Origin of the sequence: Bradyrhizobium sp. dw_411, from assembly GCF_018449695.1 — a bacterium.
In the GTDB taxonomy this organism is placed as follows: Bacteria; Pseudomonadota; Alphaproteobacteria; order Rhizobiales; family Xanthobacteraceae; genus Bradyrhizobium.
Window position 1 is genome coordinate 190,140 of the sequence record NZ_JAAVUY010000013.1, and the last position, 24,297, is coordinate 214,436.

A 24,297-nucleotide genomic window follows, 5' to 3' on the forward strand; every position below is an offset into this window, starting at 1 on the left:
CGGCGTATTCAACGGGGCGTATCTGTCAGTTGAATGACACGCCTCGAGGGTCGACCCCGCCACTACGCCACGGAGCGCGAGCGCGAACCAGTTGCAGTCGGCAAGCTTTGCGTGTGTACTAGACGCCTTGACCGTTTGATAGCTCGAATGGGGGCTCGCCGTGGATATGCGATCACGTCAATTCTGTCTCCTACCCCTCCTTTTGTCGCATATCGCCCTTCTAACGTTCTGCTTTTTAGCTTCGACGCGGTCAGGACAGGCTCAAGCGCTTCCTGCTCCTCTCTTGCAAAAGGGAGCCTCGCCCGTCGATTGGTGGTTCGTATTCAAATTCAATACGAAGTTCTTCCCGGGATGCCTGACGACCATGAAGCGCGCGTGCATCTTCGGCGGAGACGTCCAGGACTATCCGAAAGGATTCGGACTCCAGTCGATTTCCGCCAGCAGCGCGAATCCGACCCTCCACAACGATAACGGTTGCCTAGGCGAATCGACGAACGATCCGATCGGCGCGACTTTCGACGAGATCTACAGCGGGGACTACAGCTACGTAATCTGGAATGATCAGTTCTACGATGATCCGGATCTTCCGGCTTGTAAGGGAAGGACGTCGTGCAACGCCCCGTGGGGCCACTCGAAGGGTGTGCTGGCCTGGAACGACCATGGCGAGGGACTGGTCATGCAAGTGTCCACTCCGAATTGGCCTGGTTCGGGCTCTCCCGACTTTCCGAGGAAGAACGGCAATACCCTCGGATGCATCACTGACAACACCGGCAAGCCTCAGAACAACGTCTGGGTCAGTCAGCACTTCTTCGCGCTACGCCTGAATAAATCCGATGTCATGACCGTGCTGCGCGCCCTGCAGAAAGCCAGCGTCGTCACGGAAGCCGGCGCCGGCGCGGACAGCCGATCCCAGATCGTCAGGAACGGCGGCCCCGATGACATTCAGAAGCTGGCATCCGGACTCGGAAAGCTGTCGCACGACGACACGCTGCTGACTGAGAAGCTCTCGACCGGCGTTCAGATCATTGCCAAGCCTCCAAACATGCAGGTGCCGCCGTGGCAGATGGTCTCCGCCACCCTCGACGGCACTCCCCTGACTGTGGCGACCTGGCTGATCGGCAACGGCAAAATAGACGACTACAAGGGAGGGCGCCCAAAGTGTTGGGACGCATCGCTCGGTGCGTCCGGCGCGGTCACGAATGCGGATACCGGTACGTGGCTGAAGAAGGTATTCGGATTGACGGGAGGACCGAGCCCCGATCGGAATCACGCGAAGATCGGTGTCTCCACGCCGCCCAAATATGCGATCTTCGGCGACTTGAACCAAGAGGGAGCGCTTTCCGAACCTTGCGACGTCTCGCAGAATACGCGGGGTGGCATGTTCTTCGTCGTCGAAAACAAGGCGCTTTCGGCTTCTCTCGGCAGCATGATGAACGTCGATGATGCGCTCAAGCTGGCGTTCGTTTCCGCCGCCCGCTTTTCGCCTGTTCAATCGTTCGTTCAAACGTCTTCTCAAATCGATACCGAACTCCCAAATCTCAAACCTTTGACCGTGCATCATAAGAAGGTGCGACGGCGACGCCGGTAGAACGACAGACTGCAATCGCACCGGGCTACCTTGCTTTCGAAGCGGTGCCCGCTCCCAGTCTAGCGTGCACGAACGGAAGGATCCCGGGCCTTGCCAGCATATGCCGGCGGCCTGCAGCGCGACGACAGTTCGTCAATGCCACGTCGGCGAAATCGACGAAAGTGCCATCGCTGACGGCTTGGCAGGCTTGTGCTACCTGGATCGCGGCTGCAGCGACAGCTGTCGACGGCACGCCCAGACTGCGGCCGGCAATCATCAACGCTCCGCAGCGATCGATGCGACCGGCATCGACCAGTTCCTGTAGCGCTGGAACAATCGGAGCTTCCAACGGTCCGTCCGGCGCAGGCCACGCCTGCTCGGGCGAGCGCCTTCCGGGGAAGCCGTGTAGCCGAATGTCGAAGATCTCCGAGGGCGAAGCACCTAGGCCGGCATCGACGACGAGGTCGAAATTCGAACCAGCCGCGGCGCGCCGAGCCGCGAGATTGTCGACGCCGACGAGCACCAGTGCGGGCTCGTCCGCCGAGCGCTTGGTGCCATCGACGAACCTGCTTTCGACGACCGCGGTGCCGAAGCCACGCCCCTCCGCCCACGTCGCCGCGTTGCGGGCTTTCTTGCGGCCGATCCAGTCCGGCCTGGTCAACAACTGGATGGCGAGATTGCCGATTTCGGATTTGTCCGGGTCCTGTAGAACCAGGGAGACCATGCCCGGATCGGTATAGGGGAGAAGTCCAATCGTCCACAGCGCGGCCTGACCGAGATTGCCGAGGCCCAGCAGCCAGTACGCCGCGGGCAGGTAGCAAAGATCGATGCCGGCCGCGTCTTCGCAGCCCGGCGACAATGCCGAGAGTCTTGAAGTCCTGCGGCAGGCGAGCTTGTCGCCTAGCACAACGCTGCGGAAGACCTCGCCGATTCCCATGGCGGCCGCCATCGCGCCGCCGATTTCGTTGCCGCCCCGGGGCGGATCGGCCGGCGCCTCGATGCCGACGAGGCCGGCCCAGCCATCGGCCCAGCATAGCGCCCCGCCCTGCATGCGCGGGCGCTCGGTACCGATATGCAAGGCGACGGCGTGCGCGGGTGCAGCCGAAGAACGACACCCCGCGAGTTCAAGATGCCGACGGACGGGCCATCTGCCGAACTGCCCGACCACGGTGGTGTAGCCGAAATCGGAGCCGAGATAGACGCCACCGGGAAACATCCGCACGCCGCATTCTGCTGCGGTAAACAGCGCCGCCTGGATCCACGGCACGCCAGTCGCGTCATCGGCGGTCAGAACGAGCGCGGCCTGATCGAGTCTTCGCCGCGCCTGGTCGTAGCCGATATTGCAGTCGCCGCGGATGAGCAGTTGCGCCAAGCGATCATCTTCGATCGATGGGTTCATGCGAACCTCCTGACCGCGAAGTACCTGCCGGCATCGTCGCTGCGATCGGTCCACTGCCGGCGACCGCGATATTCGTAGATGCCTATTTCGCCCGGCAGGTACGTGTGATCCGCGAAGTTCGGCACGATGATCGCGACGTGCCCGACGTCCGGGATCATCGGGTTGTCGCGATCGGTCTGGCTCTGGCCGACACCGGAGCGGGGATGGGTGTGGACGTCGGCCACAACCTCCAATCCTTCGCGGCGGCATAGATCCCAGACGACGTCCATCTTCGAACCGTCGAACAAGATCGCACCCCGCAACGCGTGCGGATCGACATCGTCGTAGGGCAGGAACGATTCGATCGTCCTGAGGCCGTCGGTACGGCGGCCTAGTAGGAAGCCGCCGCTCTCGCGGCGACCCCGGCCACGCTCACGCAGCAGTGCCAACGTTTCCAGCCACAAACTCCTGCGGCAGTTCAAGCGTCGCGGCGGGAAGACTAGCGCCCGAATATTCCGTTGAATCGAGAAGGTCATGCACGGTCTCCAGCAGAAAGACGATCGTCTTGTCGGCAGTCCAGCAGAGTTCCTGGTATTGACCGGGCCAGTGGCATCGCGCCAGCCGGTCGACGGGGTGGTAGAGGCACGGCGTCGACCACTGGGTGAACGAGACCATCGTGCCGCCCTGCTTGTTCTTGGGCCGGTGCGCGTCGGCGAGCGGCTGGTTGTCGCGGCCGTGCCAAAGCTGCGAGGTCGGCGCCGTCGCCGGATATCCGGAGCAGTCCGACCGCAGCAGAAAACCGGTCGGGCCGCCCAGACGAACCGGTGCTGCGACGAAGAACATCGCGATCGGGAACTTGATGCCGAGCAAGGCCCAGCGGCCCCGGCGCACGCCGACCTTGAAGGTCGGCGATGCGAGATCGCGCACGAGAGCGCCATGATCAGGTCCCATGGTCTAGCCCTGCGGCTTCACCTTGAAGACGAGATCGAGGACGATCGACTTGTCGCCGCGAGACGCCTGGCCGAGATGGGAGTCCGGTGGCAGCACGTGACCGTCGTGCTTGAGTTGGAAGTCGATCGGATCCTCGGTCGGGGCAAGCTTGCCGACCGCCCACTTCGTCACCTTCGCGATCGTTGCCGCCGGACGGAACAGGTGCTCGACGTGACGGCCCTGATAGCGAACCGTGGTCGCGATCTTACCCGGCTTGGCGATGTGGAGCGGCGCGAATTCGACCGACAGATGTTCGATCAGGATCGACTCGTGACCGAGCGGGTCTTCGGCGTCCTCGATGTAGACCTCGAAAAGGCCTTCGATCCCGGTCTTGGTGACGGCGATCTCGATGAACTCCTTCACGGTGGTGGTGGGACCGATCTCCGCGTCGTGATGGCCGGCCTTCCCTTCCGCCGCGAAGACGACGGTGACCCGCTCGATAACGGTTTCGACATACTGAGACATTTGCAACTCCGTTGCTGAGGGGCTCGCGCCCGCGCGAATGCTCCGTACTCGCGCGCGGGAGGGTGGAGCCAAACCCCTTGGCCCGTGCGATTCGACGTGTTAGTCCCACTTATGGGAACGATGATTCTCATATGCCACGACGCGGGTTCGGATGCAATAGAACGTCCCACATTTGGGAACCATTTTTGGCGGAGCCGGCGTTGCCATGAAACTGATGGGGATATCGAAGTTGGCCGAACTTTTGCGAAGTGCCGGCGATGTCCTCGACGGCGCGATACCGGCGCTCGTCGCCGAGCTCGAGGCGGGTTCGTGGGAGTCGACGGAAGAAATGGCGGAATTCTTTCCCGCCGCAGTCGTCGACGGCATGAAGGTCCGGATCCTGCTCGGCCCCGGCTACCGGGTCGACCTCCTGGCCGACTGCCAAGCGCAAATGATTCTTATCGACTATGCGGGTTCGGAAACCGGGGCACGCGCTGTCAAGACAGGGAGCAAAGCTGCATGACAATCCGCCCAATTCGCAGCAACGAGGACTATCAAGCCGCGCTCAAGAGAGCCAAGGCGCTGTTCGGGAAGAACGGTCAGAGCGAGCTCGATGAGCGGGAGGTGCTGCAGACGCTCATCGAGAAATGGGAGCGATCTCGACATTCCATCGGAACGGCGACGCCCGCTCAAGCGATCAAATTCCGGATGCAACAGGCCGGCCTGTCGCAGCGTGACCTGATTCCTTACCTCGGGAGCAAATCACGGGTGTCGGATATACTCAAAGGACAGCGGCAACCCACCGTCGACCAGATCCGGGCCCTACATCAACACCTCGGGATTCCCGTCGCCGCGCTCATCGGCTCGTTCAAGCATGAGCCTGCGGCTGGTCCTTCGAGCAGTTCGATGGCGGCCGAGGAGGCACTCCGCAAGCTCGGCGTGATAAAATCGAAGGACAACCTTGCTGGCTTCGTGTCGCGTTCCAAGGTCTCCGCTCCGGCCGTGGCCATGCTGCGCAAGACGAGAACCGAGCGCACCAACGCAAAGACGGATTTGGCTGCGCTCGAGGCGTGGTGCGCGGCCGCATTGGGGCGCGCGGAAAAAGTCGCGATCAAGAAGATCAAGATCGGCGACCCGAAGAAGGCGGCGCGGAGGTTGGCCCAGTTGAGCGTCTTGCCCGACTGGCAAGACCGGATCGTGACCGCGCTATCCGGCATGGGGATCGTACTGATCATCCTGGAGCATCTGCCGGGAACGTTTCTCGACGGCGCCGCGATGTGCCGCAGCGATGGCGTTCCAGTGATCGTCCTGACCCTGCGTCACGACCGATTGGACAATTTTTGGTTCACGTTGTTGCACGAATTCGCACACGTCGTTTGCCACCTAAGTCCCGTTCGGCAAATGATACTCGACGATCTCGACGTAGCCAGTTCTGAAACCATCGAAACCGAGGCGGATGAGTTCGCACGCAACGCCCTTATCCCACCCACGATCTGGGACCAAATCGTCAAAGGCAGCAGCACCGAGGAGATCGTAGATGCGGCAGAAAAGGCCGGGGTCCATCCGGCTATCGCCGCGGGCAGATGGCGGTTCGAACACTCGGACTATCGCCGGTTTTCGAAGTTGATCGGCCGGGGCGAGGTCAAATCCGTTCTCAAATCAGCCTAGGTGCGGCAACGCAAGACCGAGTTGTCCAAACCTCTCCTGCGCTCCACTGCTCAATGGCGGTCAATCGCTTGAGAGACGCGCCGGCCAGTCGACCTTCGCCAAGGTCGGGCCCGGTTCAAACCATCAGGCGTAATATCGAGCGTCGCAAAGCAATCTCCGCCCGAGTGCCTTCGGCAGATGCCGTTGCCCGAAACCAATCAGATCACGATCGCCGACCGGTTTTGAAAGAAGCGCAATTATCGCCGCTGGTTCTCGCCGCTGCTCGGAAGAAGCGATCGGCGGGCGCCGGAGGCCCAGTGTTGAGATATACGGCCGACCACCACCAAACGCGTCGGGACACCATGACTCCTAGCTATATCCTGACGGCAGACCTCGATCCGGACAGCTTTGCCTGGCTGGACGGCCTACGCCGCACGCACTTTCCTCCGGCGCGCAACCTGCTGCCGGCCCACATCACTCTATTCCACCGTCTGTCGTCGGCGCGGACGGGCCGCCTGGCGACCTCAGCCCTTCCGGACGGTCCGGAGCCTATCCTAGTCGACGCGCCGATCCTCCTCGGCTTCGGCGTCGCGATCCGGATGCGGTCGCTAAGGCTCGAACTGCTGCGCGCCGAAATCCGAGGCGCGATGGGCGGTGAATTCTCCGGACAAGACATCCAGCCGTGGCGGCCGCACGTCACCATCCAGAACAAGGTGACATCCGACGCCGCGAAACGGCTGTACCGAGATCTGGGCGACGATTTCGAGCCTCGCTCCGGCGCGGTAACGGGACTTCTCGTCTGGGAATACCTGGGCGGACCTTGGAAGCTTGAGAGCCGGCTGTCTTTCGCGAGGTGAGGAATTCGGTCTGCGGCTTGCGCCGGCCACTCAATTCGCGCGGATGCGTCACGACCGTTCGTACCGACGGAGCGAGACGCGGTACTACGAAAGCTTCCTGCTCTGCAGCCACGTGCGGATCACCTGGATGAGTTCCGCCTTACGCTCCAGCGGCAGCCAATGTCCGGCGGGCAGGCTCGTCACGGTAAGGTCTGCGCAAGCCGCGCGCATGGGGTCGCCTTGCGGATTTCCGGCGATGGTGCAGATCTGATCGAAATCGCCGTTGACGAACAACACAGGCTGGGTCAAGCGGCCACTATCGCAGGCCTTGCCAGCGTAGGCGACGTTGGCGTCATCGTTCAGGTACCATGCGCAGGAAGCGCGGAAGCCATGAGCGTTGAACGCCTGCACCAGTGCGTCGAAGTCGGCCGGCGGCCAGAGAGCCGGGTCGGGTTGGGTGGATGGGGCGCGATGCGCAGCGCCGAAGCGGCCTCCGTTTCGCGTGACCACCGCATGCGACGCAACCTTGCCGACCCCGGCGGGGTCGCCTGGTCGGAAGATAGATGCCAACGAAGCCGCCTTATCTGCATCCAAGTCCGCGACTGCCGTCTCGAAGTGCGTCGTGTAGTACCGGTAGTAGTCCCACTGGCCATCCGGATAATGGTCAGCCGGATAAATCGTCCGGTCGACAAGCGGAACAACTGTAGGCAGAGCGTGCCCGGCGGGCTGATACGCCAGCGAGATCAGCACGACACCACGGCAGCGCTTGGGCTCATGCGCGGCCAACTCGCCGGCCACGACAACGCCCCAGTCGTGGCTAACCCAGATCGCGGGCTGGCCGCCCAGGTGGTCATGCAGTTCCGCCATGTCCGCCACGACGTTTTCGATGGCGTAGGCATCGTTGGCGGCAGGCGCGGAAGATCCACCGAAGCCGCGCAGATCGGGAGCGATGCAGTGCCATCCGTCGGCGGCGAACGCGTCCATCTGCGCGCGCCACATCAAACCGATGCCCGGCCAGCCGTGAAGGAAGACCATCAACGGTCCGTCGTCCGGCCCGCACTCGATGTAGTGCGTCGTCTGCCGAGGCGTGGCGAAAGTGCGCGAGGCAAGCGCGGAGAGGCGAAGCGTGGCCGTCATGGGCGCTCCAGTCAAATTCCAATCATTCTCGGGGAAGAAGCATGCAAGGGAAAGAGCAGCGCGACAACGCGCAAGGGCACCGAACGTTCACTCCGCCCTCCTGTCTTCGGGCCTCTGGCGCCGGATCGCTGCCAGCGGTACAATTGATCGACGGCCATTTCCGGGAGATTTCGTGAATTCTCTACCCCTTCAGCCGCTCAGCCCGTTGGACGGCCGGTATCGAGCGGCTGTTTCGTCGCTCGCGGATTACCTCTCCGAGGCCGGGCTCAACCGAGCCCGGATCGAGGTCGAAGTAGAGTGGCTCCTCGCACTCTCCGACCGTTCGCTGTTCGGCGCGTCCCCCGTCGACGCCGCGGACAAGGAACGATTGCGCGCGGCGTATGCCGAATTCGGCCAGGCCGAGATCGACCGGCTCGCGGCGATCGAGGCGATCACGCACCACGACGTCAAGGCGGTCGAATACCTCGTCCGCGAACGGCTCGAACAGCTAGGTCTCGGAGCGATCGCCGAACTGACGCACTTCGCCTGCACGGGCGACGACATCAACTCGGTTGCGTACGCTCTCACCGTCGAGCGCGCGGTGAAGCGCCTATGGTTACCCAAGCTCCTCGCCATAATCGGTTCCCTGAAGTCCTTAGCCGCGAAACATCGGGATACGGCCATGCTCGGCCGTACCCACGGACAGCCCGCGACGCCGACCACGATGGGAAAGGAGATCGGCGTATTCGCGTGGCGGCTACAACGTGTCGCGAGACAGATCGAGGCTTCGGAATATCTCGCGAAGTTTTCCGGCGCCACCGGCACATGGTCGGCGCACGTGGCCGCCGCACCCGACGTAGATTGGTTCGCTGTCAGCCGTACGTTCGTGGAATCGCTCGGGCTCTGCTTCAACCCCATCACGACGCAGATCGAGTCGCACGACTGGCAGGTCGAACTGTACGATCGCGTCAGGCATGCCGGCGGCATTCTGCACAACCTCGCCACCGACATGTGGACTTACATCTCCATGGGTTACTTCGCTCAAATTCCCGTCGAGGGCGCGACCGGATCATCCACGATGCCGCACAAGATCAATCCGATCCGATTCGAAAACGCAGAGGCGAACCTCGAAATCTCGGCCGGGTTGTTTGGCACGCTCGCGCAGACGTTGGTGACCTCGCGTCTGCAACGCGATCTCACCGACTCCACGACGCAACGCAATATCGGCGTTGCGTTCGGGCACTCGCTGCTCGCGTTGAACAATCTGGAGCGCGGCCTCGACGAGATCTTTCTCGCGGAGGACGTGCTTCACGCAGACCTCGAGGCGAATTGGGAAGTGCTCGCGGAGGCGATCCAGACGGTCGTACGTGCCGAGGTCGTCGCCGGCCGTTCGCGCATCGCCGACCCTTACGCCCTGCTGAAGGAGCTCACCCGCGGCCGCCGGATCAGCGGCGCCGAGCTTACTGAGTTCATACGTGGTCTCGACGTGGGAGATGCGGCCAAAGCGCGCCTGCTCGCGCTGACGCCTGCGACCTATACCGGATTGGCGTCCATCGTCATCGACGAGCTATGAACAGCCCGATCTCCGTCGACATGCATCGGTCGCGCGACGTGGCGCTGCAACGAGCGCCTTCGATCACGTTCGACACCAACGTCTGCAACGTCATCCACCATCCCGAGAAATGGCCGCAGAAGGTCGCACCCGAGCACGCGCGCGCGATCAGACGGGCCATCGTCGAAGGACGCATCAGGGCCTTCTTGTCGGAAGCGTCCATCTTCGTCGAAGCATTGGAATTCGTGGATAAGTTGAATTACCTCGCGGTGGTCATGACTCCAAAGGAACGACCGAAGCCGCAGCGACCGGCCATCGATCGCTTCAAGGATATCGAAAGCATCGGGGCGCGGTTGCTGCATGCCGAGATGATCGGTAGCGAGACCTTCATCGAAGGCTTCGCGTGGGCCGAAGATCGCGAGTTCTCTGTCACCGAGCGGCAAGCGCGATACGCTCATTTCTGTCGCGACCTGGACGGACGCGAAGCCCTCGTCAGGACCGGCAAGGCCCTTGAAGCCGAACTCCCGCAGAAATTCGGCGTCACTCCGGTGTCGGGACCGCTGACATGGACGCGCTCCTTTCTCCGTGCCTGGGAAGCCGTCCCGGACGAACGGAGAAAAGGTCTTCGAAAAAAGTGGGGGCGGCTATTTTCGGAGTGGGCGGACGGTTCGATCGTCGCCAGCCACTTCGCCTACGGCAACGACATCTTCTGTACGATCGACGAGGGCAGGCGCGGTGGCGCCGCGAGCTTGCTTCACCGAGGCGGACGTGCGGCGCTGGCGGAGGCGAACATCATCGTCATGGACCCGAAGGACCTCGTCCAACAATATGGACTTTGAAGTCGACGGGCGTGGGTTTATCCCGCGCGATGCGCGGCACGCGACAACCGTGATAAAGTCTTGTCATGCAAACTAAGGCACTAGGCACGGTCATCGAATGGTCCGGCAGGAGCTCGACGCCTGCAGACTTCTATTCCGGAATGCTCGATTACTGGGACCATTGGCAATCCATCGATCCGCGCCTCGCCGAACATCATGCCGTCCTCTCCACGGCCGCGGAGGCATTCGGCCACGACCTAGTCAATCTGGCGACCTACGCTCACGAGATACTGAGTTGGCTCGAGCCTTCGCGAATCCGGCGATCGCCATCCGTGGTCGTCGTCGGCGGAATGACCGAGGCCTTCATCTTCACGTTGCGGTCGGCCTGCGACGTCATAGCGACGGCGTTGGCTCACTATGCGGCCGAAAAGCGCGGACAGGCGCCGAAAGACAGCCTAAGGGGTCTGATCACGTGGTCGGAACGCAATCCTTCGAGGGTGCATGCTTCGATCAGGACCGTGCTCGCGGCGGACTTCGGTTGGTTCTGGAAACTCCGTGCATTGCGGGATGCCCTTGGTCACCGCGGGTCGCACGCGAACATTCATTGCGACGGACGTCAGTTCAATCTCTGGCTCCACGGTCCTGACGGATGGATCACGCGCGAACCGCTGTTGCCGCTTCTCGCGGGCCAACTTGTCCATCTCGTGGACCTTTCGGATAGCTCCGCGCAAGCGATCAACGAGGTCATCGATTTCCCGCCCGACCGCCTCAAGAGCCGCATCGTCAACGGAGTGCTGATCTCCGCCCTCCACGACCTCTTGAAGACCGCGGACAACTACGCGGAGCCTTCGCCCTAGTCGGCAAGCCGCGTCAGGCTACCTCCGGATCGCGGCCTTAAGATCTACGGCGCCGGCTCTTCGTTCTCTGGGCATGCTCCAACGTGGACAGCGCCCTCTGAAGCAAATGCAGCAATTCTGTTGCAAATGCAACATCGACCGGCCCCCTGGCGCTGCTCCGCAAGCGGTCGATGCCCTGCTCGATCAGCTTCGCGTTCGTCTCCGTCACGGGGTGCCCGCCTAACGCCCGCGTGACCAGCGAATGGTTCAATTCCAAGCGGCGAGCAAGCTCGCGCATACTCAATCGAGGATGCTCGCCCGCAAGCTCCCGCAGCCGCGCGACGGCGGGGTGGTCGACCTTTCCTCGAGGCATGTCCGCATTCTGAGAGGAGGGGAGAACGTCTTCATTTGCGACATTCTTGTTTTATATGCAACAATATTGTTGTAGCTTTCGGGCAATGGCGCGGCGCGGCGCGCCGAATTATATTAGTGGGGTCCGATGTCCTGGAAGAAAAGCGCGATGGTCGCAGTGAAGATTGAAGTGGGACCGTCGATCATGCTCCATAGCGGCGCATGGTTCGATTTCGCCTCGCCGCACACCAGCGACTTCACGGCCGAGGACATCGCGCACGGGCTCGCGCACATCTGCCGGTATTCCGGCCAATGCACCCGGTTCTACTCGGTAGCCGAGCATAGCCTCCTTGTCAGCGACGTCGCCGCGGGGTTCGAATTCGAAGCGCTTCTGCATGACGCTGCGGAGGCTTTCATCGGCGACATCACGCGCCCGCTGAAGCAGATGCTTCCCGACTTCAAGCGGATCGAAGCCACCGTCCAGGACGCCGTCCTGAAGCGTTTCGGCGTCGCCTCACCTCTTCCGCCTCAGATCAAGGAAGCCGACCTGAGAGTGCTCGCGGCCGAGCAAAGGCAGATCATGCCGCCGGGGACCGACGGCTGGCTCGCCGGATTTACCATAGAGCCGGCCCCGATCCTGGTCCGGCACCTCCAACCCGAGGCCGCCAAGCGGATGTGGCTCGATAAATTTGAGGCGCTGCAGCGGGAAAGGGATGTCAAGGGACAATCCCATGCCCGGTGAAAGGCGGTGATATTCCCACGGACAGGCTGGAGTTTACGGCCTTTTGCGCCTTTATGCCCCCACGTGACGCGTAATAGGGGCGGGCTCGATGTCATTGCGTAAGGACGTTTCGTTGGACGAACTCGCGCGCGTCGGAAACGTCGCCCAGTTCGTGAGCTTCTCTCCCGATGCAGACCGACCGCGTCAGGAGTTCTGCCGTGTCGCGGGCTTCGACGCCAACCACAAATTCCCGATCCTGGCGGACGCCCTTCGCAGCCTCATCGAGCGCAGTCCCGAGGGAACGATAAATCTCCGGAGCTTCACGCCCGACAGTCCGAGAAGCCGTGACTTCCATTACGGTCTCTCCGATCTCGCGCAGATCGAAGCGCTGGTCCGAAGCTTGTCGGCCGACGGACTGTTCGTCATCGCGAACGAAACGGTCGACGTCTCCGATGGCGGCGTGTCCGGCGTCATCCAGGGCGGCGTGGCCGAGTTCGCGCCCGACGACACGCCGCGTTGCGTCGAAAAGGGCGGTACAGCGTCCCTCCCTCTGGACTGGGCTCTCGCCCTGATCGAGACGGTGTATGGCTTCCCGGTCGAAACCGTCGATGCGGGTCGCGGGCGGCTCGAGTTCAGCATCCATCCCAAGCCGCGCGGCTGGCGGCGAACCCACACCTTGATGTGGGAATACGAAGGCTCCGACACCGCGCCGGCCATGGCTGCCGTCAAATGGCCGAACCGCTTCAGCCGATTGATCGGCGACAAGACGTTCGGCCTGCTGATCGCCCACATCATGGGTCTGCCCGTTCCCCGCACGACCTGTATTTCGCGACGGATCGCGCCCTTCACGTTCGGCACAGCAACCGGTTCGAAGGAAGTCTGGACCCGGACTTGTCCGAGGGAGCAGGAGCCCGGCAGGTTCACCACGACGAAGGGATGGCTCGATCCGTTCCGGTTGCTCCATGCGGAGGATCCGAGCGGCGAAGCGATTTCGGCCGTGCTATCGCAGGCCGCGGTCCCTGCATCTTTCGCGGGCGCGGCCATCACCGACGCGCGGGGCGAAGTCGTGGTCGAAGGCGCCGCCGGCGAGGGCGATCGCTTCATGCTGGGCCAGAAGGTGCCGGAACGTCTACCGAGAGACGTCGTGGCCGACGTCGAGGCGATCTATCACCGGGCGAAGGATCGGCTCGGACCGGTGCGGTTCGAATGGGTCCACGACGGCAAGCACGTCTGGATCGTCCAATTGCATAAGGGCGCGACGGACAGTGCCGCCTCGACGCTCGTCCCGGGCGAAGCGGAACGCTGGGAGACGTTCGACGTGTCGAGCGGCCTGGAGGAGTTGCGCAGTCTGCTCCATCGTCTGCCATCGGGTGTCGGCGTCCGTATCCGAGGCGAGGTCGGCCTAACGTCTCACGTGGCCGATCTGCTGCGCAAACATCGGCGTCCCGCGCGTCTGAGCGAGACTTCGGCGGCGTAGGGGTCTACGGCCCCTCGGAGGGGTCGCTTCCTTTGCGGCGCCAAAGCACCGTCTTTTCGCCCTTGAAGACCCGGTGGGCCGCCAGCGCGTGAGCTTCGATGTCAGGCACGCCGCCCATCACCGTCAACTCCACGACCGCGTCCTTGATCGCCTTCTTCTTGACCTTCCGACGGTACTCGAAAGGGAAGTCCGCGATCGAGGTGAAGGTGTCGCGCCCTCTCGGCACGGGCGTCCATAGGGTCGCTCCGCTGTTGATCGGGCTCAACGTGATGATGTCGCGATGCGACTTCACCAAGCTCGCCGTGTCGAGCGTGATGACCGTCTGCGGCTTGTTGCGGTAGGCGCGCGCGCCGAGGAGCGTCTGCAGCCGATCCTTCGAAAGCCAGAAGAAGACGCGGGCGTTCAAGGTTTCGAACCACTGTTCTGGCGTCGTGCCGTCCGTCAGACATTCCTTCAGCCGCGAACGCGTCATCGGCTTCTGGTCGCGCACCACGGCCTCGGGTAGCCCTTTGCGCGAAATCTTGACCGATTCCGGCCGTCGTTCGGATTCGAGTTTCCGTCGCTCTTCGCCCTTGAACCCGTACAAGTCGAGCAACGCGGTCGTCGACAACAGGCCGTGCTCGACGACCGACTTCCAACTCGCGTCTTCCGCCATGTGGTAAAGCCGTGGATAGTTCTTCAGCAGTTCCTCTTCCGTCACCGCCAATCCCTTCGATCGATCACGCCGGCTTTGGCGAACCGGGTCGATATCAGCGACACCGGTGCGTTAGCAACAGCCTCTACGGACTCGATGAATTGGTGCGTCTCGGCCGTGAGCTGGTCGAAGGTTTGGGCCTTGCGGTTGTCAAAGCTGATGTAATCTGAAAACGACAATGCGATGTCGGTCGCCCCATTGAGGACCGACGAACGACGAAGCTGCTCCCAGTCGAACTCGGCGATCCGCCGTTGATTATTCGAGACAGATCCGACTTCGGTCTTGAGGATGTCGTCCAAGGGCACGCCTGAGCGCTTGGAAACGGTCTCGAAGTCGATCTCTATTCCCATCGGGCCCGACTCGCCGCCGACCCGGATCGGATATCGCCGCATGACCATGACGACCCTGCGCGCGCGCGCCGGAGCGATGCCGGCATCAGCGAGACAACCGGCCGCCGTCGTTTCGCGCGCGGTGACGTTCGGATAATGGCCATGATGGATACTCAGCCCGGTGCCTTGCGTGCCTTCGAGCATCACGCGCGTCCCCGAACAATATGCCGCCTCGAGCTCGCGGCCGACGGAGCCGACGAAAGGCTTCAGGTCGGGATGATCCTTCGCCAACCGGACCCGCCCACCCAGCATCGGGGTCTTTCCTCGGTTCAGTATCTTGCGCGCAAACGCAGTGCCGGCGCCCTGCTTGGTCGAACCGATCGTCCCGAGACCACCGTCGCGGCTCTCGAACTCGATATCGGCCTCTTCGATCACCATGGCCTGCTCGTCGATGACGATGCGGCGCGCGGCGTCGCATTCGGCGATCTCCCGCAAAATTCGGGTGGGCGAGATCGTCGATCCGGCTGCGATCAAGATCTTCGCATCCGGATTTGACTGGGTGCCGGACGGCAATTGTCTGTAGTTATACTCGGGATCCGCGACCTTGTGGCCGGCATTGGGGCCGCCGACCCGCACCAGGATGCCGTATTCCGTCGCAATGTGAGCGCAGATGTGCCCCTTGCCCTCGCTACCGTACTGGCCACTCACGATCACGTCTACCAACGGAGCCGCCGCGCCTGGAAAGAGCTCGAGGCCCGCGACCGCCAGGGCGAGCAGAGATGCGGGCTCCCGGTTATGGTTTTCGACGACCCTGTCGGCCGTGCCGTCCAACGACCACACGCCGGCTTCGGTCGGATCGGTTCTGACCTGATCGTACGTCATGCCGGTGTCGGCGACCGAACCGCGATCTTCGTAGCGTTTCTTGACCACGTCGAACGGTGCCGTGACATGCACGTGGACGAGCCGATCGCCGTAGGTCTCGCGAAGATGTTCGACCTGCCGGGCCGTCCTGACCGCATCGACCAGGATCACGTCCTTGCCCTGGTTCTCGGCGACGTATCGCGCGATCCCGTCACGAACCCAGCGGCCATCGGTGTCGACGTCGAGGCGCTTGCCGGCCTCGATCAGCGCATCGCGTTCGTTCGGGATACCGTTGTCCAGCAACAATGTCCGCGTGGAGATCCGATGAGAACTGAATCTCCGAAGCAGTTCGCCGGCCAAAGCCGACTTTCCGACCGCAACCGGCCCAGAAATCGCGATGATGTAACGCACGCATGAAACCCCAGATTGCAATGACGGGCGCAACGTAGATGTTGCGCGCGGGTATTGTCCATACCGAACCGATCCAGCTTGCAAAGTCCGGTGGAGAAGCCGGCGACTGTGCGCCGCAGCAACCGATCCGGTCTTCATTCCGTGCCCGGCTAGGGAAGCCACGTTGTTAGGAAAGCGCCTTCCGGAGCGAGCGCAGCATGGTCTCGGCGTCGTCTATCTTCTTCAGCAGTTCGGCGTTTCCCTTCAACTCCTGCAGTGTCGTCCACGGCACCGCCTTCACCGCCTCGACGACCGCATCGAGCTCGCCGGTCAGGCCGTCGTCCGCTTTCGGCTTCGTTGTTACCAGACGCAGCGCCGCCGACTCCAGGTCTCCGGCGTCTCCCAGGAAGTGCGCTTTGGCGATCGGGTCAGGCAATATGGTGCGGAGCTTGCGAAGATCCTTCGAGTTGGTGATCCGCTTCTGGTTGACTTTCTTGACGACGGCCTCGACCACGCTCGGCGTGAGGAGCTTCTTACTGACGCCCATCAACTCCCGCGCCCACGTGATGGCCGAACCCGGGTCGCGAAGGCTGGTGAACTTCTCCGAAAGCTCGAATACGTCGACCAGCTTGTCGAGTTCGCGGACGGTGATCCCGAGGATGTTGGCGGCGCTGGCCCGCCCCATCAGGTCCACGAGCCTGTAGGCGACCATCTCCTTCTCCTTGGCGTCCCATTCCTTGCGCTGCCGGTGGATGTAGATCCACACCCGCAGCCGGTCCTCCTCGCTCAGCGTCCTGTCGGTGACCTCGACCGGGATCAGCCGGTATTCTTCCTTCCCCTGCTCGACCAGCGCCTTCGAGTTCGACCATCTGCGGTCGCCATCGATGATCCGATACTTTCCCGGAAACTCCGGATGGGGCTCGACGAGCAGGGGTTCGAAGAGGCCGCCGTTGGCCTCGATCTGGCGCTGAAGCTCCTCGTCGATCTTCGGACCCAGACGCGGCTGCTTGTCGTTCGGCACCACCTCGTCGAGGCTCGCCCTCGTCCTGTATGTGCGCAACACCGTGCGATCGAGCCTTCGTTCCTGCAGGTTGACCACGACCCGGTCGCGGCTTTCGGCGGCGCTATTCATCTGCGAACACGCCGAACTCGGCGGTCCCGACGATGGTGTCGATCTCGTTCGTCAGTTCCGCACGGACCCGCTGCACCGAGCGGATCAGTTCGCCCTGCTTCTTCCACGTCTGGTCGTGGGCCTTCTTTTCCTTTACCTGCAGTTCGAGTAGGTCGTCGGTATGGGTGTCGATCCGGGCGAGGAATCCCGCGCAGCGCTCGGACGTGATGAAGTCGTACAACGCCGCCGTCTTCTTCGTGCGCTCGTCGTTGCTCAAGCGCAAGGTATGGGTCTGGACTAGATGGCGGCGGATCACGTGCACCAACGCGACCACGCGTGCGGGTCCCGCCAGGACGACATTGTCCTGCACGTGCAGATGACGCATGCCTTTCGGGAATTTGCTGGTCGACAGGACGGCGTGCTCGGCCTTCGCGGCCATCTGGTCGGAAGCCAGCTTGGTCACGAACTCGGTGCGCCATTGCCTGTGGTTCTTCGAGTCGTAGATGATCTTTCCGCACTCCTTGCCGTTGTGCATGACGGTGTGCAAGATGTCGGCGCCGGGCTGCCCCTTGTTGATCCGCTCGATCCGGTCACCCTCGAATTCGGCCTTGAGCGCCTCGTAGAGATCGATCTCGGCGCCTTCACCCAACTCTTCGGCCGTCTTCTGGTCGTAGGCGCGCTTGAGGTCCTCGAATTTGCTCTGGATCTTTAGTCGTTCCTCGAAGGCAGCCGCCTTCTCCGCGTTGACCGCCTCGTCGACGTGCTTCTGCCAGACATCGCGCTCGTCCTGGAGCTGCGCCTGGTGAGCCTCCTGCAGCGCATCGATCTGGAGCTGCGCCGAAGCGGCGCCGACCTCGGCCTCCGCCTTGGCCCTTTCGAGACCTTCGACCTGCTCGCGAACGCCTGCCGCAGCGGCGACTTCGATCTCCGAACGGATCTGGGCTTCACGGTCGGCGGCCACCGACTTCATGTCCGCAAGCACGACGGCGTGCTCGTCGCGCTGCCGCGCCATCGCGGTCTGGAAAGCCTCCGCGGCGGTCTCGGCCGCGACCTTCGCGGCGTCGGCGTTCTTGATGCGCTCGTCGAATCCGCTCTGCATCTCCTGCAGAAGGCGCTCGCCCTCTTCCAGCTTTTCGCGCGCCGCCGCTTCTGCCGAAAGCGCGGCCTCGGCGCGGATGGCGATCTCCCGCTCGGCTTCCACCGACTTGATGTCCGCCAGGGCTGCGACATGCTCGTCGCGCTGCTTCGACATCGCGCTCTCAAGGGCGGCGGCTGCCGTCTCGGCCGCAACCTTGGCGGTGTCGGCGTTCTTGATGCGCTCGTCGAACGCGCTTTGCATCTCCTGAAGGCGACGCGCGCCTTGTTCCAGCCTTTCGCGGACCGAGGCTTCCGCCGAAAGCGCGGCCTCCGCGCGGATCGTCTGCTCCCGCTCGGCGGCAGCCTGGTTGATGCGCTCGATCGTGGAGTTGGCGCCGGCCGTCGCCTCGCGCGCCTCCGCCAGTTCGGCGCGGATCGCGGCCTGAGCTTCCCCGTTGGCGAGCTCGACCCCGGCAATGCGTTCGGCGTTCTCCAACGCGGCGGCGCGACGCACGGCGTCGGACGCTTCGGCGATCTTCACGTCGGTGAGCCTGCGCGCCTCCTCCAACGCGAGTTCTTTGTCGCGGGCGTGCTGCTCCTGCAGGCGACCGGCGATCTCGTCGGAGCGTTTTCGCTCGCGCGACTGGATCCGATCCTTGATCTCGTCGTAGCGATCGTGGGGGATCGGCTGGTCGCATGTCGGGCATGCTTCGGCCAACAACGACCTCTTGGAAGCGGGAGCCAGTCCTGCGGCGTCTAAGAGAGAGGCATGCGAAGCCATTTGGTCATCTCCGAAAATAGGTCCCAATTTCTCCTATTTGATCCTAGATTTGTCAAGGGTTTGGCGCCAGCAGCCAGTCTGCCGGCCAGCTAACCTATAAAATGAATTAAAAACATAGCCTTACGCACGGCCGGAACAGCAACCAGCACTCCACCCGGCGGTATAAGCCGCTTCCGATGCGGCCGCGCGGCAGCCTTCTTCGTCATCGCCGCCTGCTTCTTGCCGGCGATCGGCATCACCATTTCCTCGGCAGTTTGTTGCGAACCTGACCCAAAGTCTTTGAACTGACGCGTTCCATGACGACGAAGAGCATCTGCGTTTCGTCGCACTGGCCTCCATCGAGGATCTCGATGAGGTTCGGGTGGCCATGACCCGCGGACTCCTTCTCCCGCAAGATGCGCGCCAGTTGATGGTCGACTCCCGACCGCTCGACCATTTCTGGATCGATCAACTTGATGGCGGCGGGACGTCCCGACTTCTGAGCGTTGAGGACGACGGCCTATCCGTTGCCGAGGTACGGGCCGATTTTCCAACCGCCCACCAAACGGCCCTGTAATTCCACCGCCATGCGCTTTGCGCGTGTTTTTTCCATAGCTTCACTTGTGGCTGAAGTTCGTTGCCGACCGCCGAATTGGGACCTCTACCCAACGATGTCGATAACTCGCGGTCAAGGCCGCGCCGCCGGGCACTCGCGTGCTCTGCCGCGGGCGCAGCGCGCAAATGCGCTGATCTCTATTTGGGACCTGCAGCGATCGTTTCTTTCGGCTCATCGTCGAACCCGTAATCGCGGGGCTCGCCACCGTTGTTTCGTATGCCCTTGGCCAGTTCGGTGTCGAGAAGGCTTCGGAATTGGTCGTCATAGGTTGCCAGGCTGGTGCGTATCGCAGCGACCCAATGATCTCCGCGGTCCCAAGCCTCCATGTAGGCGCCGGCCAGGTCGTCTTGCTGCCGGTTGGCGATCATCGCTTCCATGATCGACTTGGCCTGAAGACGGTCCTTGGCCGCCTTGCTCGCCGTGTCGCGATCTTCCTTTCGACGGGATCCCACGATCAGTTTGTGTACGGCGTATCGTTCCGGCGACGGAATCAGGATGGGCACGCCCGCGCCGTGCAGCAGCACGGCCCTTACGGGATGTCGGATGAGAAAGTCGAGGAAGCGCAGCGGGAATGCCGCGGCGCCGCCCAGAGCCGGCATTTGAACCGGCTTACCGGCGATGTCGTCAGGTCCGCGGTTCGGGGTCAGAAACTCGACCTTGAATTTGTCCCGCGAGACGAACTGCGTGGAGACGCGCCCGTCCGTCTGGCTGGGGATTTCGCGGAACGTGCCGTCGACGCGACGAAGTACGTCCAGGATCGGCGGCAGAGTATCGCCGACCGCGACGGAAATTTCGTGGAATTGAGCGAAGTCGGCATCGCCGGTCTGCATGGCGATCGCATCAAGACGCCGTCCGAGTACGCCCGGATAACATTGATAAGCGACCGTTCCGATCAGCACCCCGCGCAGGCGGAAGAAGCCGGCGTTCGCCAATTCTTCGACGACCTGGCCGCTCATCAATAGGGGGCGAGGCAGATAGGCTTCGCGCGTGAGCGTGGCGACGAGACGTCGGCGTCCTTTCAGATCCGCCTTGAGGTCTTTGAACGATTCGACTCGCTTGGTGATTTCCGGATCGTCGACGGGACCGACGTACCGGCGGTTCTGAGCGCCTCCTTCGAGACTGGGCGTGTCGAAATACCAGTATTTCTTTTTCTTCACTTCCACGGCCACGAAGCGGCCGTCGGCCGAAAATTCGGACGTGAAACTGTCATCCAGGCTTCGCTGGACCAACTCCGAATAAAGGGTCTGATACGAAATATCGATTGCCGGGGAAACAGCCACGGGAACCTCGTTATACTATTTTCGCGAAAACAGTATAACGACATCGAGGCGTCGGCAAGCGAGTTATACTAGATTTGCGAAAGTAGTATAACCAAAGCGGCGTTATAGGATCCGCGTTTTGCTGGCGCCCTAACCGCTCGCCAACCGACAGCCCGGCTTATTCGCCAGGTTGCAATTTTCCCTTCGCAAAATGCAGCTAGGCATGGCAAAAAGGGGGTCGGGAGTGCTCCACCGGGGTGCTCCACCGCGAAACGACCGTCGATACGAAAAGCGCTTATATTTGAAGGACTTCTACGCTACAGAAAAACGGTGGCGGAGAGAGTGGGATTCGAACCCACGGTACGGTTTCCCGCACACACGCTTTCCAAGCGTGCGCCTTAAGCCACTCGGCCATCTCTCCGGATGCCCTCTCTTGAAGGGGCTGAAGGACTTTTGCAAGGGACTGCGGACGGGGCCGCGACTATTTCCATAACCTTTTGAATAATATAAATAATTTTAAATTCTCGCCCGCGTCGAATTTTCGCACGCCAAGCTCTTGAACCGAAAACCGGTTATCCTCGACGATGGAGAGAGCGGCAAATCACCTGCCGGGAGGGCGACATGACCGACGGACGGATGCTGCAACTCGCTATTCTCCTGTCCATCATCAGCGCGGGTTACGCCGAGCCGGCGCTGGCGCAGGCCTGCAGCCATGACGGCCCGGTGGTGACCTGCAATGACGGACGGCGCGGCATCCTGTCGGGCAACGCGATCATCTGGCCCGACGGCACGCGATCGAGCGCGTCGCCGCACCCGAGCGTGATCATCGGCAACAAATCATCCGTGCATGTGGGACAGGGCGTCTTCGTCGGTCAGGGCACGGGCGTGGTGCCGCTGGACGATCCGAACGCGCCGAACAAGACGCGCTGCGCCATTCTCGATGGCGTGTCGTACTGCTACTGACACCGGAAATTAGTGATACCGCACCCCTGAATTGACCGAGCGAAGCGGCCACAAGGTTGGCGGCTCCATCATTGCCGGCACCGCCGCAGGTCCGTAGGCCTGCGTCGCCTGCAGCGCCTCGACGAAATCCGCGAACCATTGCTGAATGGTATGGTTGCGAAGCTTGTCCATCATCGCTTCCCAGCGCAGACGCCGTTCGCTTAGCGGCATGCTGAGCGCGGTCGCGATGGTGCGCGCCATGCCATCGATATCGTGCGGATTGACCAGCAGCGCGGTATCGAGTTCGTCGGCGGCGCCGGCGAATTTCGACAGCACCAGCACGCCGGGATCGGCCGGGTTTTGTGCCGCGACATATTCCTTGGCGACGAGATTCATACCGTCATGCAGCGGCGTGACGACGCCGACCTGGGCGGTACGATAAAGCCCCGCCAGCACGGTCTGGCTGAAACCCTTGTTGAGATAGCGGATCGGCGTCCAGTCTACCTCGCCATGGCGGCCATTGACGTCGCTGACCAGCTTGGCGAGTTCGTTCTGCAGATTGCCATAGGCTTCGATCGCGCCGCGCGAGGGCGTCGCGATCTGCAGCAGCGAGGCGGTGCGCGCCAGCGCCGGCTGCAAGGTCCACATCCGATCGAACGCGTTGATGCGATTGATCAACCCCTTGGAATAATCCAGCCGGTCGACGCCGATCGCCAGTTTCTCGCCATTGAGGCTGCGCCGCAATCGCGACACGTCGGGATGGGACACGGCCTTGGCTGCGTGCAGCGCAAATTTCTCGGCATCGATGCCGATCGGAAACACCGCAATGCGCGATTTGCCGTAACGCGAGATCACGACGCCATCTTCGCTCTCAAGCCCAAGGCAGGACGAAAGATACTCCAGGAAATTTTCGCAATCATCCTGGGTCTGGAATCCAATGAGATCATAGGCCAGCATCGCCTCGATCAGCTCGCGATGATGCGGCACGCCTTCCATGACGGCGCGCACCGGCCACGGCGTATGCAGAAAGAAGCCGACCGGCACGGTCACGCCGAGATCGCGCAGTTCCGCTCCCAGCGCCAGGAAGTGATAATCCTGAATCCAGAAGGCGGCATCGGGCTTCTGAAAACGCAGCAAAGCGCGCGCCATGAAGGCGTTCACTTCGCGGTAGGAAAGATAATCATCCTGCGAGGCGCGGATCAGATCGGCGCGCGAATGCAGCGCCGGCCACAGCGCAGAATTGGCAAACCCTTCATAATATCCGCCGTAATGCGCGGCCGGCAGATCCAGCATCGCCAGCGCGCCTGCGCCTAATGCTTCGATTTCAGCGAACGGTTCTTTCTGGGCGCCGTCACGAACGCGACCGCTCGAACCGACCCAAATTGCTCCGGATTTCTCCACCACCGGCAGCAATGCTGCGGCAAGCCCGCCCGTCATGGGCTCATTGGCGTTACCGCGCGCAACACGGTTCGAAACAACGACGAGTTTCACAGGGTCCCCTCCTGAGTGGTCTCGCGAGTTAACAACCATTCATCAATATGGTTCCTGGTCACCCTTTCAACGAAATGAAACCAAATTCAGGCGCGACTCGATGGAACTCGACACATCCACCGCTGAAAAATGCGTCAAATGAAAATAACGAAAATAGAAGCGCATGAATCGCCTCTATTTCGTCACGAACGCAAAACAGGCGTTCTACACGATCATCGGTTTGCCGCAGCTTCGCCATCGACAAGGCGCGCGAGCCAAGCGCGCACGTCGCGCGGTTCGTCGAAATGTCCGGCAACGCCCTGCGCACGCCGCCCAACGGAAAAGGCGAGACCGCCGAAATCAGGCATGATCGCAAACACCGACTCATCGGTAACATCGTCGCCGATAAAAAACGGACGGCGTCCCCGAAACGGTTCATGGGTCATCAATTCGCGCACGCCTGAGGCCTTGGTAAAACCGGAATGCTTGATTTCGCAGACGCACTTTCCGGGCAGCACCTCGATCGGCGCATTGGGCAGATCGGCCCTGATCAGCGACACCGCTTCATAGATCGCCTTCTCCGCATTTGGAGCCAGCCGGTAGTGCAACGCCAGCGAATAGCCCTTGTCTTCGAGCAGAATGCCCGAACTGAGCTTGGCGATGGCCGCAAGCCGGCGCTTCAATTCCTTGTCCATCGGCGGCGCATGCACCGCAACGGCTTCGTTGTTGATCGAGACGCGCATTTCCGCGCCGTGACCGCCGACAGCCGGAAATTGCTCGGGCGCAAAGATCAGATCGATATCGTTGAGCGAACGTCCGCTGACGAGCGCCAGCGCGCCCGAGGTTCTCTCATGCAACTGGCTGAGGGTTTTCGCCAGACCCAGCGGCACCCAGACCTCGCGCGGCGTCGGCGCAAGATCCAGCAAGGTGCCGTCGATATCGAGCAGCACGGCACAATCGCCGATGCGCCGCGCGAGATCGTCAACCGTCAGCTTCTCCGATGTCATTTCCGGCATGTCTTCCCGTACGCGCGTTTGCGCCCGATCCGCATCTAT

General features: G+C 62.2%; 24 protein-coding genes and 1 tRNA gene. 10 read left to right on the plus strand and 15 right to left on the minus strand.

The features are described 5' to 3' along the window. Positions 1–166 precede the first annotated feature (166 nt). Positions 167–1,588: a deoxyribonuclease II family protein gene (locus HB676_RS22540; RefSeq protein ID WP_249780412.1), complete on the plus strand. Its 1,422-nt coding sequence runs from the start codon at positions 167–169 to the stop codon at positions 1,586–1,588. A gap of 25 nt (positions 1,589–1,613) precedes the next feature. Here the strand turns inward: HB676_RS22540 and HB676_RS22545 are convergent, their stop codons facing one another. From HB676_RS22545 to HB676_RS22560, 4 genes are read right to left on the minus strand one after another with little or no spacing between them, the layout of a single operon-like run. Further along, on the minus strand, positions 1,614–2,966 hold the full coding sequence (locus HB676_RS22545) for a ThiF family adenylyltransferase (protein WP_213740487.1): 1,353 nt from the start codon (positions 2,964–2,966) through the stop codon (positions 1,614–1,616). After that, entirely contained in the window at positions 2,963–3,394 is a 432-nt protein-coding gene (locus tag HB676_RS22550; protein ID WP_213740489.1) for a Mov34/MPN/PAD-1 family protein, read from the minus strand. The genes HB676_RS22545 and HB676_RS22550 overlap by 4 nt, the downstream gene beginning before the upstream one ends. Beyond that, positions 3,378–3,896 carry a hypothetical protein gene (locus HB676_RS22555; protein ID WP_213740492.1) on the minus strand — a complete coding sequence of 173 codons (519 nt, stop codon included), beginning with the start codon at positions 3,894–3,896 and terminating at the stop codon, positions 3,378–3,380. The genes HB676_RS22550 and HB676_RS22555 overlap by 17 nt, the downstream gene beginning before the upstream one ends. A gap of 3 nt (positions 3,897–3,899) precedes the next feature. Then, positions 3,900–4,400, minus strand: a complete 501-nt coding sequence (locus tag HB676_RS22560; protein ID WP_213740493.1) for a hypothetical protein — start codon at positions 4,398–4,400, stop codon at positions 3,900–3,902. Between the two features lie 205 nt (positions 4,401–4,605). On the opposite strand from HB676_RS22560, the gene HB676_RS22565 reads away from it, so the two are divergent. From HB676_RS22565 to HB676_RS22575, 3 genes are all read left to right on the plus strand, one after another. Beyond that, complete coding sequence (locus HB676_RS22565; protein ID WP_213740495.1) at positions 4,606–4,902, plus strand: hypothetical protein; 297 nt, start codon at positions 4,606–4,608, stop codon at positions 4,900–4,902. Next, a complete protein-coding gene (locus HB676_RS22570) occupies positions 4,899–6,047 on the plus strand; it encodes an ImmA/IrrE family metallo-endopeptidase (protein ID WP_213740497.1) in 1,149 nt (382 codons plus the stop codon). Before HB676_RS22565 ends, HB676_RS22570 begins: the two co-directional genes overlap by 4 nt. Before the next feature lie 341 nt (positions 6,048–6,388). After that, complete coding sequence (locus HB676_RS22575) at positions 6,389–6,883, plus strand: 2'-5' RNA ligase family protein (RefSeq protein ID WP_213740499.1); 495 nt, start codon at positions 6,389–6,391, stop codon at positions 6,881–6,883. A gap of 84 nt (positions 6,884–6,967) precedes the next feature. On the opposite strand, the gene HB676_RS22580 is transcribed toward HB676_RS22575, so the two are convergent. Beyond that, the gene (locus HB676_RS22580) at positions 6,968–7,999 is read right to left on the minus strand and encodes an alpha/beta hydrolase (RefSeq protein ID WP_213740501.1); all 1,032 of its coding nucleotides are present in this window, start codon (positions 7,997–7,999) and stop codon (positions 6,968–6,970) included. A gap of 172 nt (positions 8,000–8,171) precedes the next feature. Here HB676_RS22580 and purB point away from each other — a divergent pair, with 172 nt between their 5' ends. From purB to HB676_RS22605, 5 genes are all read left to right on the plus strand, one after another. Beyond that, positions 8,172–9,551, plus strand: coding sequence for an adenylosuccinate lyase (gene purB, locus HB676_RS22585; RefSeq protein WP_213740503.1), 1,380 nt, complete (start codon positions 8,172–8,174; stop codon positions 9,549–9,551). After that, entirely contained in the window at positions 9,548–10,369 is an 822-nt protein-coding gene (locus tag HB676_RS22590; RefSeq protein ID WP_213740505.1) for a hypothetical protein, read from the plus strand. Before purB ends, HB676_RS22590 begins: the two co-directional genes overlap by 4 nt. 65 nt (positions 10,370–10,434) lie before the next feature. After that, positions 10,435–11,205, plus strand: coding sequence for a hypothetical protein (locus HB676_RS22595; RefSeq protein ID WP_213740507.1), 771 nt, complete (start codon positions 10,435–10,437; stop codon positions 11,203–11,205). Positions 11,206–11,704: 499 nt separating this feature from the next. Then, a complete protein-coding gene (locus tag HB676_RS22600) occupies positions 11,705–12,277 on the plus strand; it encodes a hypothetical protein (RefSeq protein ID WP_249780401.1) in 573 nt (190 codons plus the stop codon). A gap of 112 nt (positions 12,278–12,389) precedes the next feature. After that, positions 12,390–13,733 (plus strand): hypothetical protein, encoded by a 1,344-nt coding sequence (locus HB676_RS22605; RefSeq protein ID WP_249780402.1) that lies wholly within the window; start codon positions 12,390–12,392, stop codon positions 13,731–13,733. A gap of 4 nt (positions 13,734–13,737) precedes the next feature. Here HB676_RS22605 and HB676_RS22610 read toward each other — a convergent pair whose 3' ends face one another. The 8 genes from HB676_RS22610 to HB676_RS22645 all read right to left on the minus strand — a co-directional run bounded on the left by HB676_RS22610 (position 13,738) and on the right by HB676_RS22645 (position 21,251). Further along, positions 13,738–14,433, minus strand: coding sequence for a hypothetical protein (locus tag HB676_RS22610; protein ID WP_213740513.1), 696 nt, complete (start codon positions 14,431–14,433; stop codon positions 13,738–13,740). After that, complete coding sequence (locus HB676_RS22615; RefSeq protein WP_346347405.1) at positions 14,430–16,028, minus strand: adenylosuccinate synthetase; 1,599 nt, start codon at positions 16,026–16,028, stop codon at positions 14,430–14,432. The genes HB676_RS22610 and HB676_RS22615 overlap by 4 nt, the downstream gene beginning before the upstream one ends. 166 nt (positions 16,029–16,194) lie before the next feature. Continuing rightward, positions 16,195–17,139: a ParB N-terminal domain-containing protein gene (locus tag HB676_RS22620; RefSeq protein ID WP_213740517.1), complete on the minus strand. Its 945-nt coding sequence runs from the start codon at positions 17,137–17,139 to the stop codon at positions 16,195–16,197. Beyond that, positions 17,132–18,913 (minus strand): DUF2130 domain-containing protein, encoded by a 1,782-nt coding sequence (locus tag HB676_RS22625; RefSeq protein ID WP_213740519.1) that lies wholly within the window; start codon positions 18,911–18,913, stop codon positions 17,132–17,134. Before HB676_RS22625 ends, HB676_RS22620 begins: the two co-directional genes overlap by 8 nt. A gap of 152 nt (positions 18,914–19,065) precedes the next feature. Further along, positions 19,066–19,212, minus strand: a complete 147-nt coding sequence (locus HB676_RS22630) for a hypothetical protein (RefSeq protein ID WP_213740521.1) — start codon at positions 19,210–19,212, stop codon at positions 19,066–19,068. Then, entirely contained in the window at positions 19,212–19,427 is a 216-nt protein-coding gene (locus tag HB676_RS22635; protein WP_213740522.1) for a hypothetical protein, read from the minus strand. Before HB676_RS22635 ends, HB676_RS22630 begins: the two co-directional genes overlap by 1 nt. 281 nt (positions 19,428–19,708) lie before the next feature. Further along, positions 19,709–20,851 (minus strand): GSU2403 family nucleotidyltransferase fold protein, encoded by a 1,143-nt coding sequence (locus HB676_RS22640; RefSeq protein WP_213740523.1) that lies wholly within the window; start codon positions 20,849–20,851, stop codon positions 19,709–19,711. Positions 20,852–21,161: 310 nt separating this feature from the next. Next, positions 21,162–21,251 (minus strand) — tRNA-Ser (locus HB676_RS22645). A gap of 200 nt (positions 21,252–21,451) precedes the next feature. On the opposite strand from HB676_RS22645, the gene HB676_RS22650 reads away from it, so the two are divergent. Next, a complete protein-coding gene (locus tag HB676_RS22650) occupies positions 21,452–21,793 on the plus strand; it encodes a hypothetical protein (RefSeq protein WP_213740524.1) in 342 nt (113 codons plus the stop codon). 9 nt (positions 21,794–21,802) lie between these two features. Here HB676_RS22650 and HB676_RS22655 read toward each other — a convergent pair whose 3' ends face one another. Further along, complete coding sequence (locus HB676_RS22655; RefSeq protein ID WP_213740525.1) at positions 21,803–23,263, minus strand: trehalose-6-phosphate synthase; 1,461 nt, start codon at positions 23,261–23,263, stop codon at positions 21,803–21,805. A gap of 212 nt (positions 23,264–23,475) precedes the next feature. Further along, positions 23,476–24,249, minus strand: coding sequence for a trehalose-phosphatase (otsB, locus tag HB676_RS22660; RefSeq protein WP_249780415.1), 774 nt, complete (start codon positions 24,247–24,249; stop codon positions 23,476–23,478). Between the last annotated feature and the right edge of the window lie 48 nt (positions 24,250–24,297).

Excerpts from the sequence above, each read along its gene's own strand:
- HB676_RS22540 (WP_249780412.1), top strand. The coding sequence starts at position 167 with ATGCGATCACGTCAATTCTGTCTCCTACCCCTCCTTTTGTCGCATATC.
- HB676_RS22545 (WP_213740487.1), bottom strand. The coding sequence starts at position 2,966 with ATGAACCCATCGATCGAAGATGATCGCTTGGCGCAACTGCTCATCCGC.
- HB676_RS22555 (WP_213740492.1), bottom strand. The coding sequence starts at position 3,896 with ATGGGACCTGATCATGGCGCTCTCGTGCGCGATCTCGCATCGCCGACC.
- HB676_RS22560 (WP_213740493.1), bottom strand. The coding sequence starts at position 4,400 with ATGTCTCAGTATGTCGAAACCGTTATCGAGCGGGTCACCGTCGTCTTC.
- HB676_RS22565 (WP_213740495.1), top strand. The coding sequence starts at position 4,606 with ATGAAACTGATGGGGATATCGAAGTTGGCCGAACTTTTGCGAAGTGCC.
- HB676_RS22570 (WP_213740497.1), top strand. The coding sequence starts at position 4,899 with ATGACAATCCGCCCAATTCGCAGCAACGAGGACTATCAAGCCGCGCTC.
- HB676_RS22575 (WP_213740499.1), top strand. The coding sequence starts at position 6,389 with ATGACTCCTAGCTATATCCTGACGGCAGACCTCGATCCGGACAGCTTT.
- HB676_RS22580 (WP_213740501.1), bottom strand. The coding sequence starts at position 7,999 with ATGACGGCCACGCTTCGCCTCTCCGCGCTTGCCTCGCGCACTTTCGCC.
- HB676_RS22590 (WP_213740505.1), top strand. The coding sequence starts at position 9,548 with ATGAACAGCCCGATCTCCGTCGACATGCATCGGTCGCGCGACGTGGCG.
- HB676_RS22595 (WP_213740507.1), top strand. The coding sequence starts at position 10,435 with ATGCAAACTAAGGCACTAGGCACGGTCATCGAATGGTCCGGCAGGAGC.
- HB676_RS22600 (WP_249780401.1), top strand. The coding sequence starts at position 11,705 with ATGGTCGCAGTGAAGATTGAAGTGGGACCGTCGATCATGCTCCATAGC.
- HB676_RS22620 (WP_213740517.1), bottom strand. The coding sequence starts at position 17,139 with ATGAATAGCGCCGCCGAAAGCCGCGACCGGGTCGTGGTCAACCTGCAG.
- HB676_RS22630 (WP_213740521.1), bottom strand. The coding sequence starts at position 19,212 with ATGCCGATCGCCGGCAAGAAGCAGGCGGCGATGACGAAGAAGGCTGCC.
- HB676_RS22650 (WP_213740524.1), top strand. The coding sequence starts at position 21,452 with ATGACCGACGGACGGATGCTGCAACTCGCTATTCTCCTGTCCATCATC.
- otsB (WP_249780415.1), bottom strand. The coding sequence starts at position 24,249 with ATGACATCGGAGAAGCTGACGGTTGACGATCTCGCGCGGCGCATCGGC.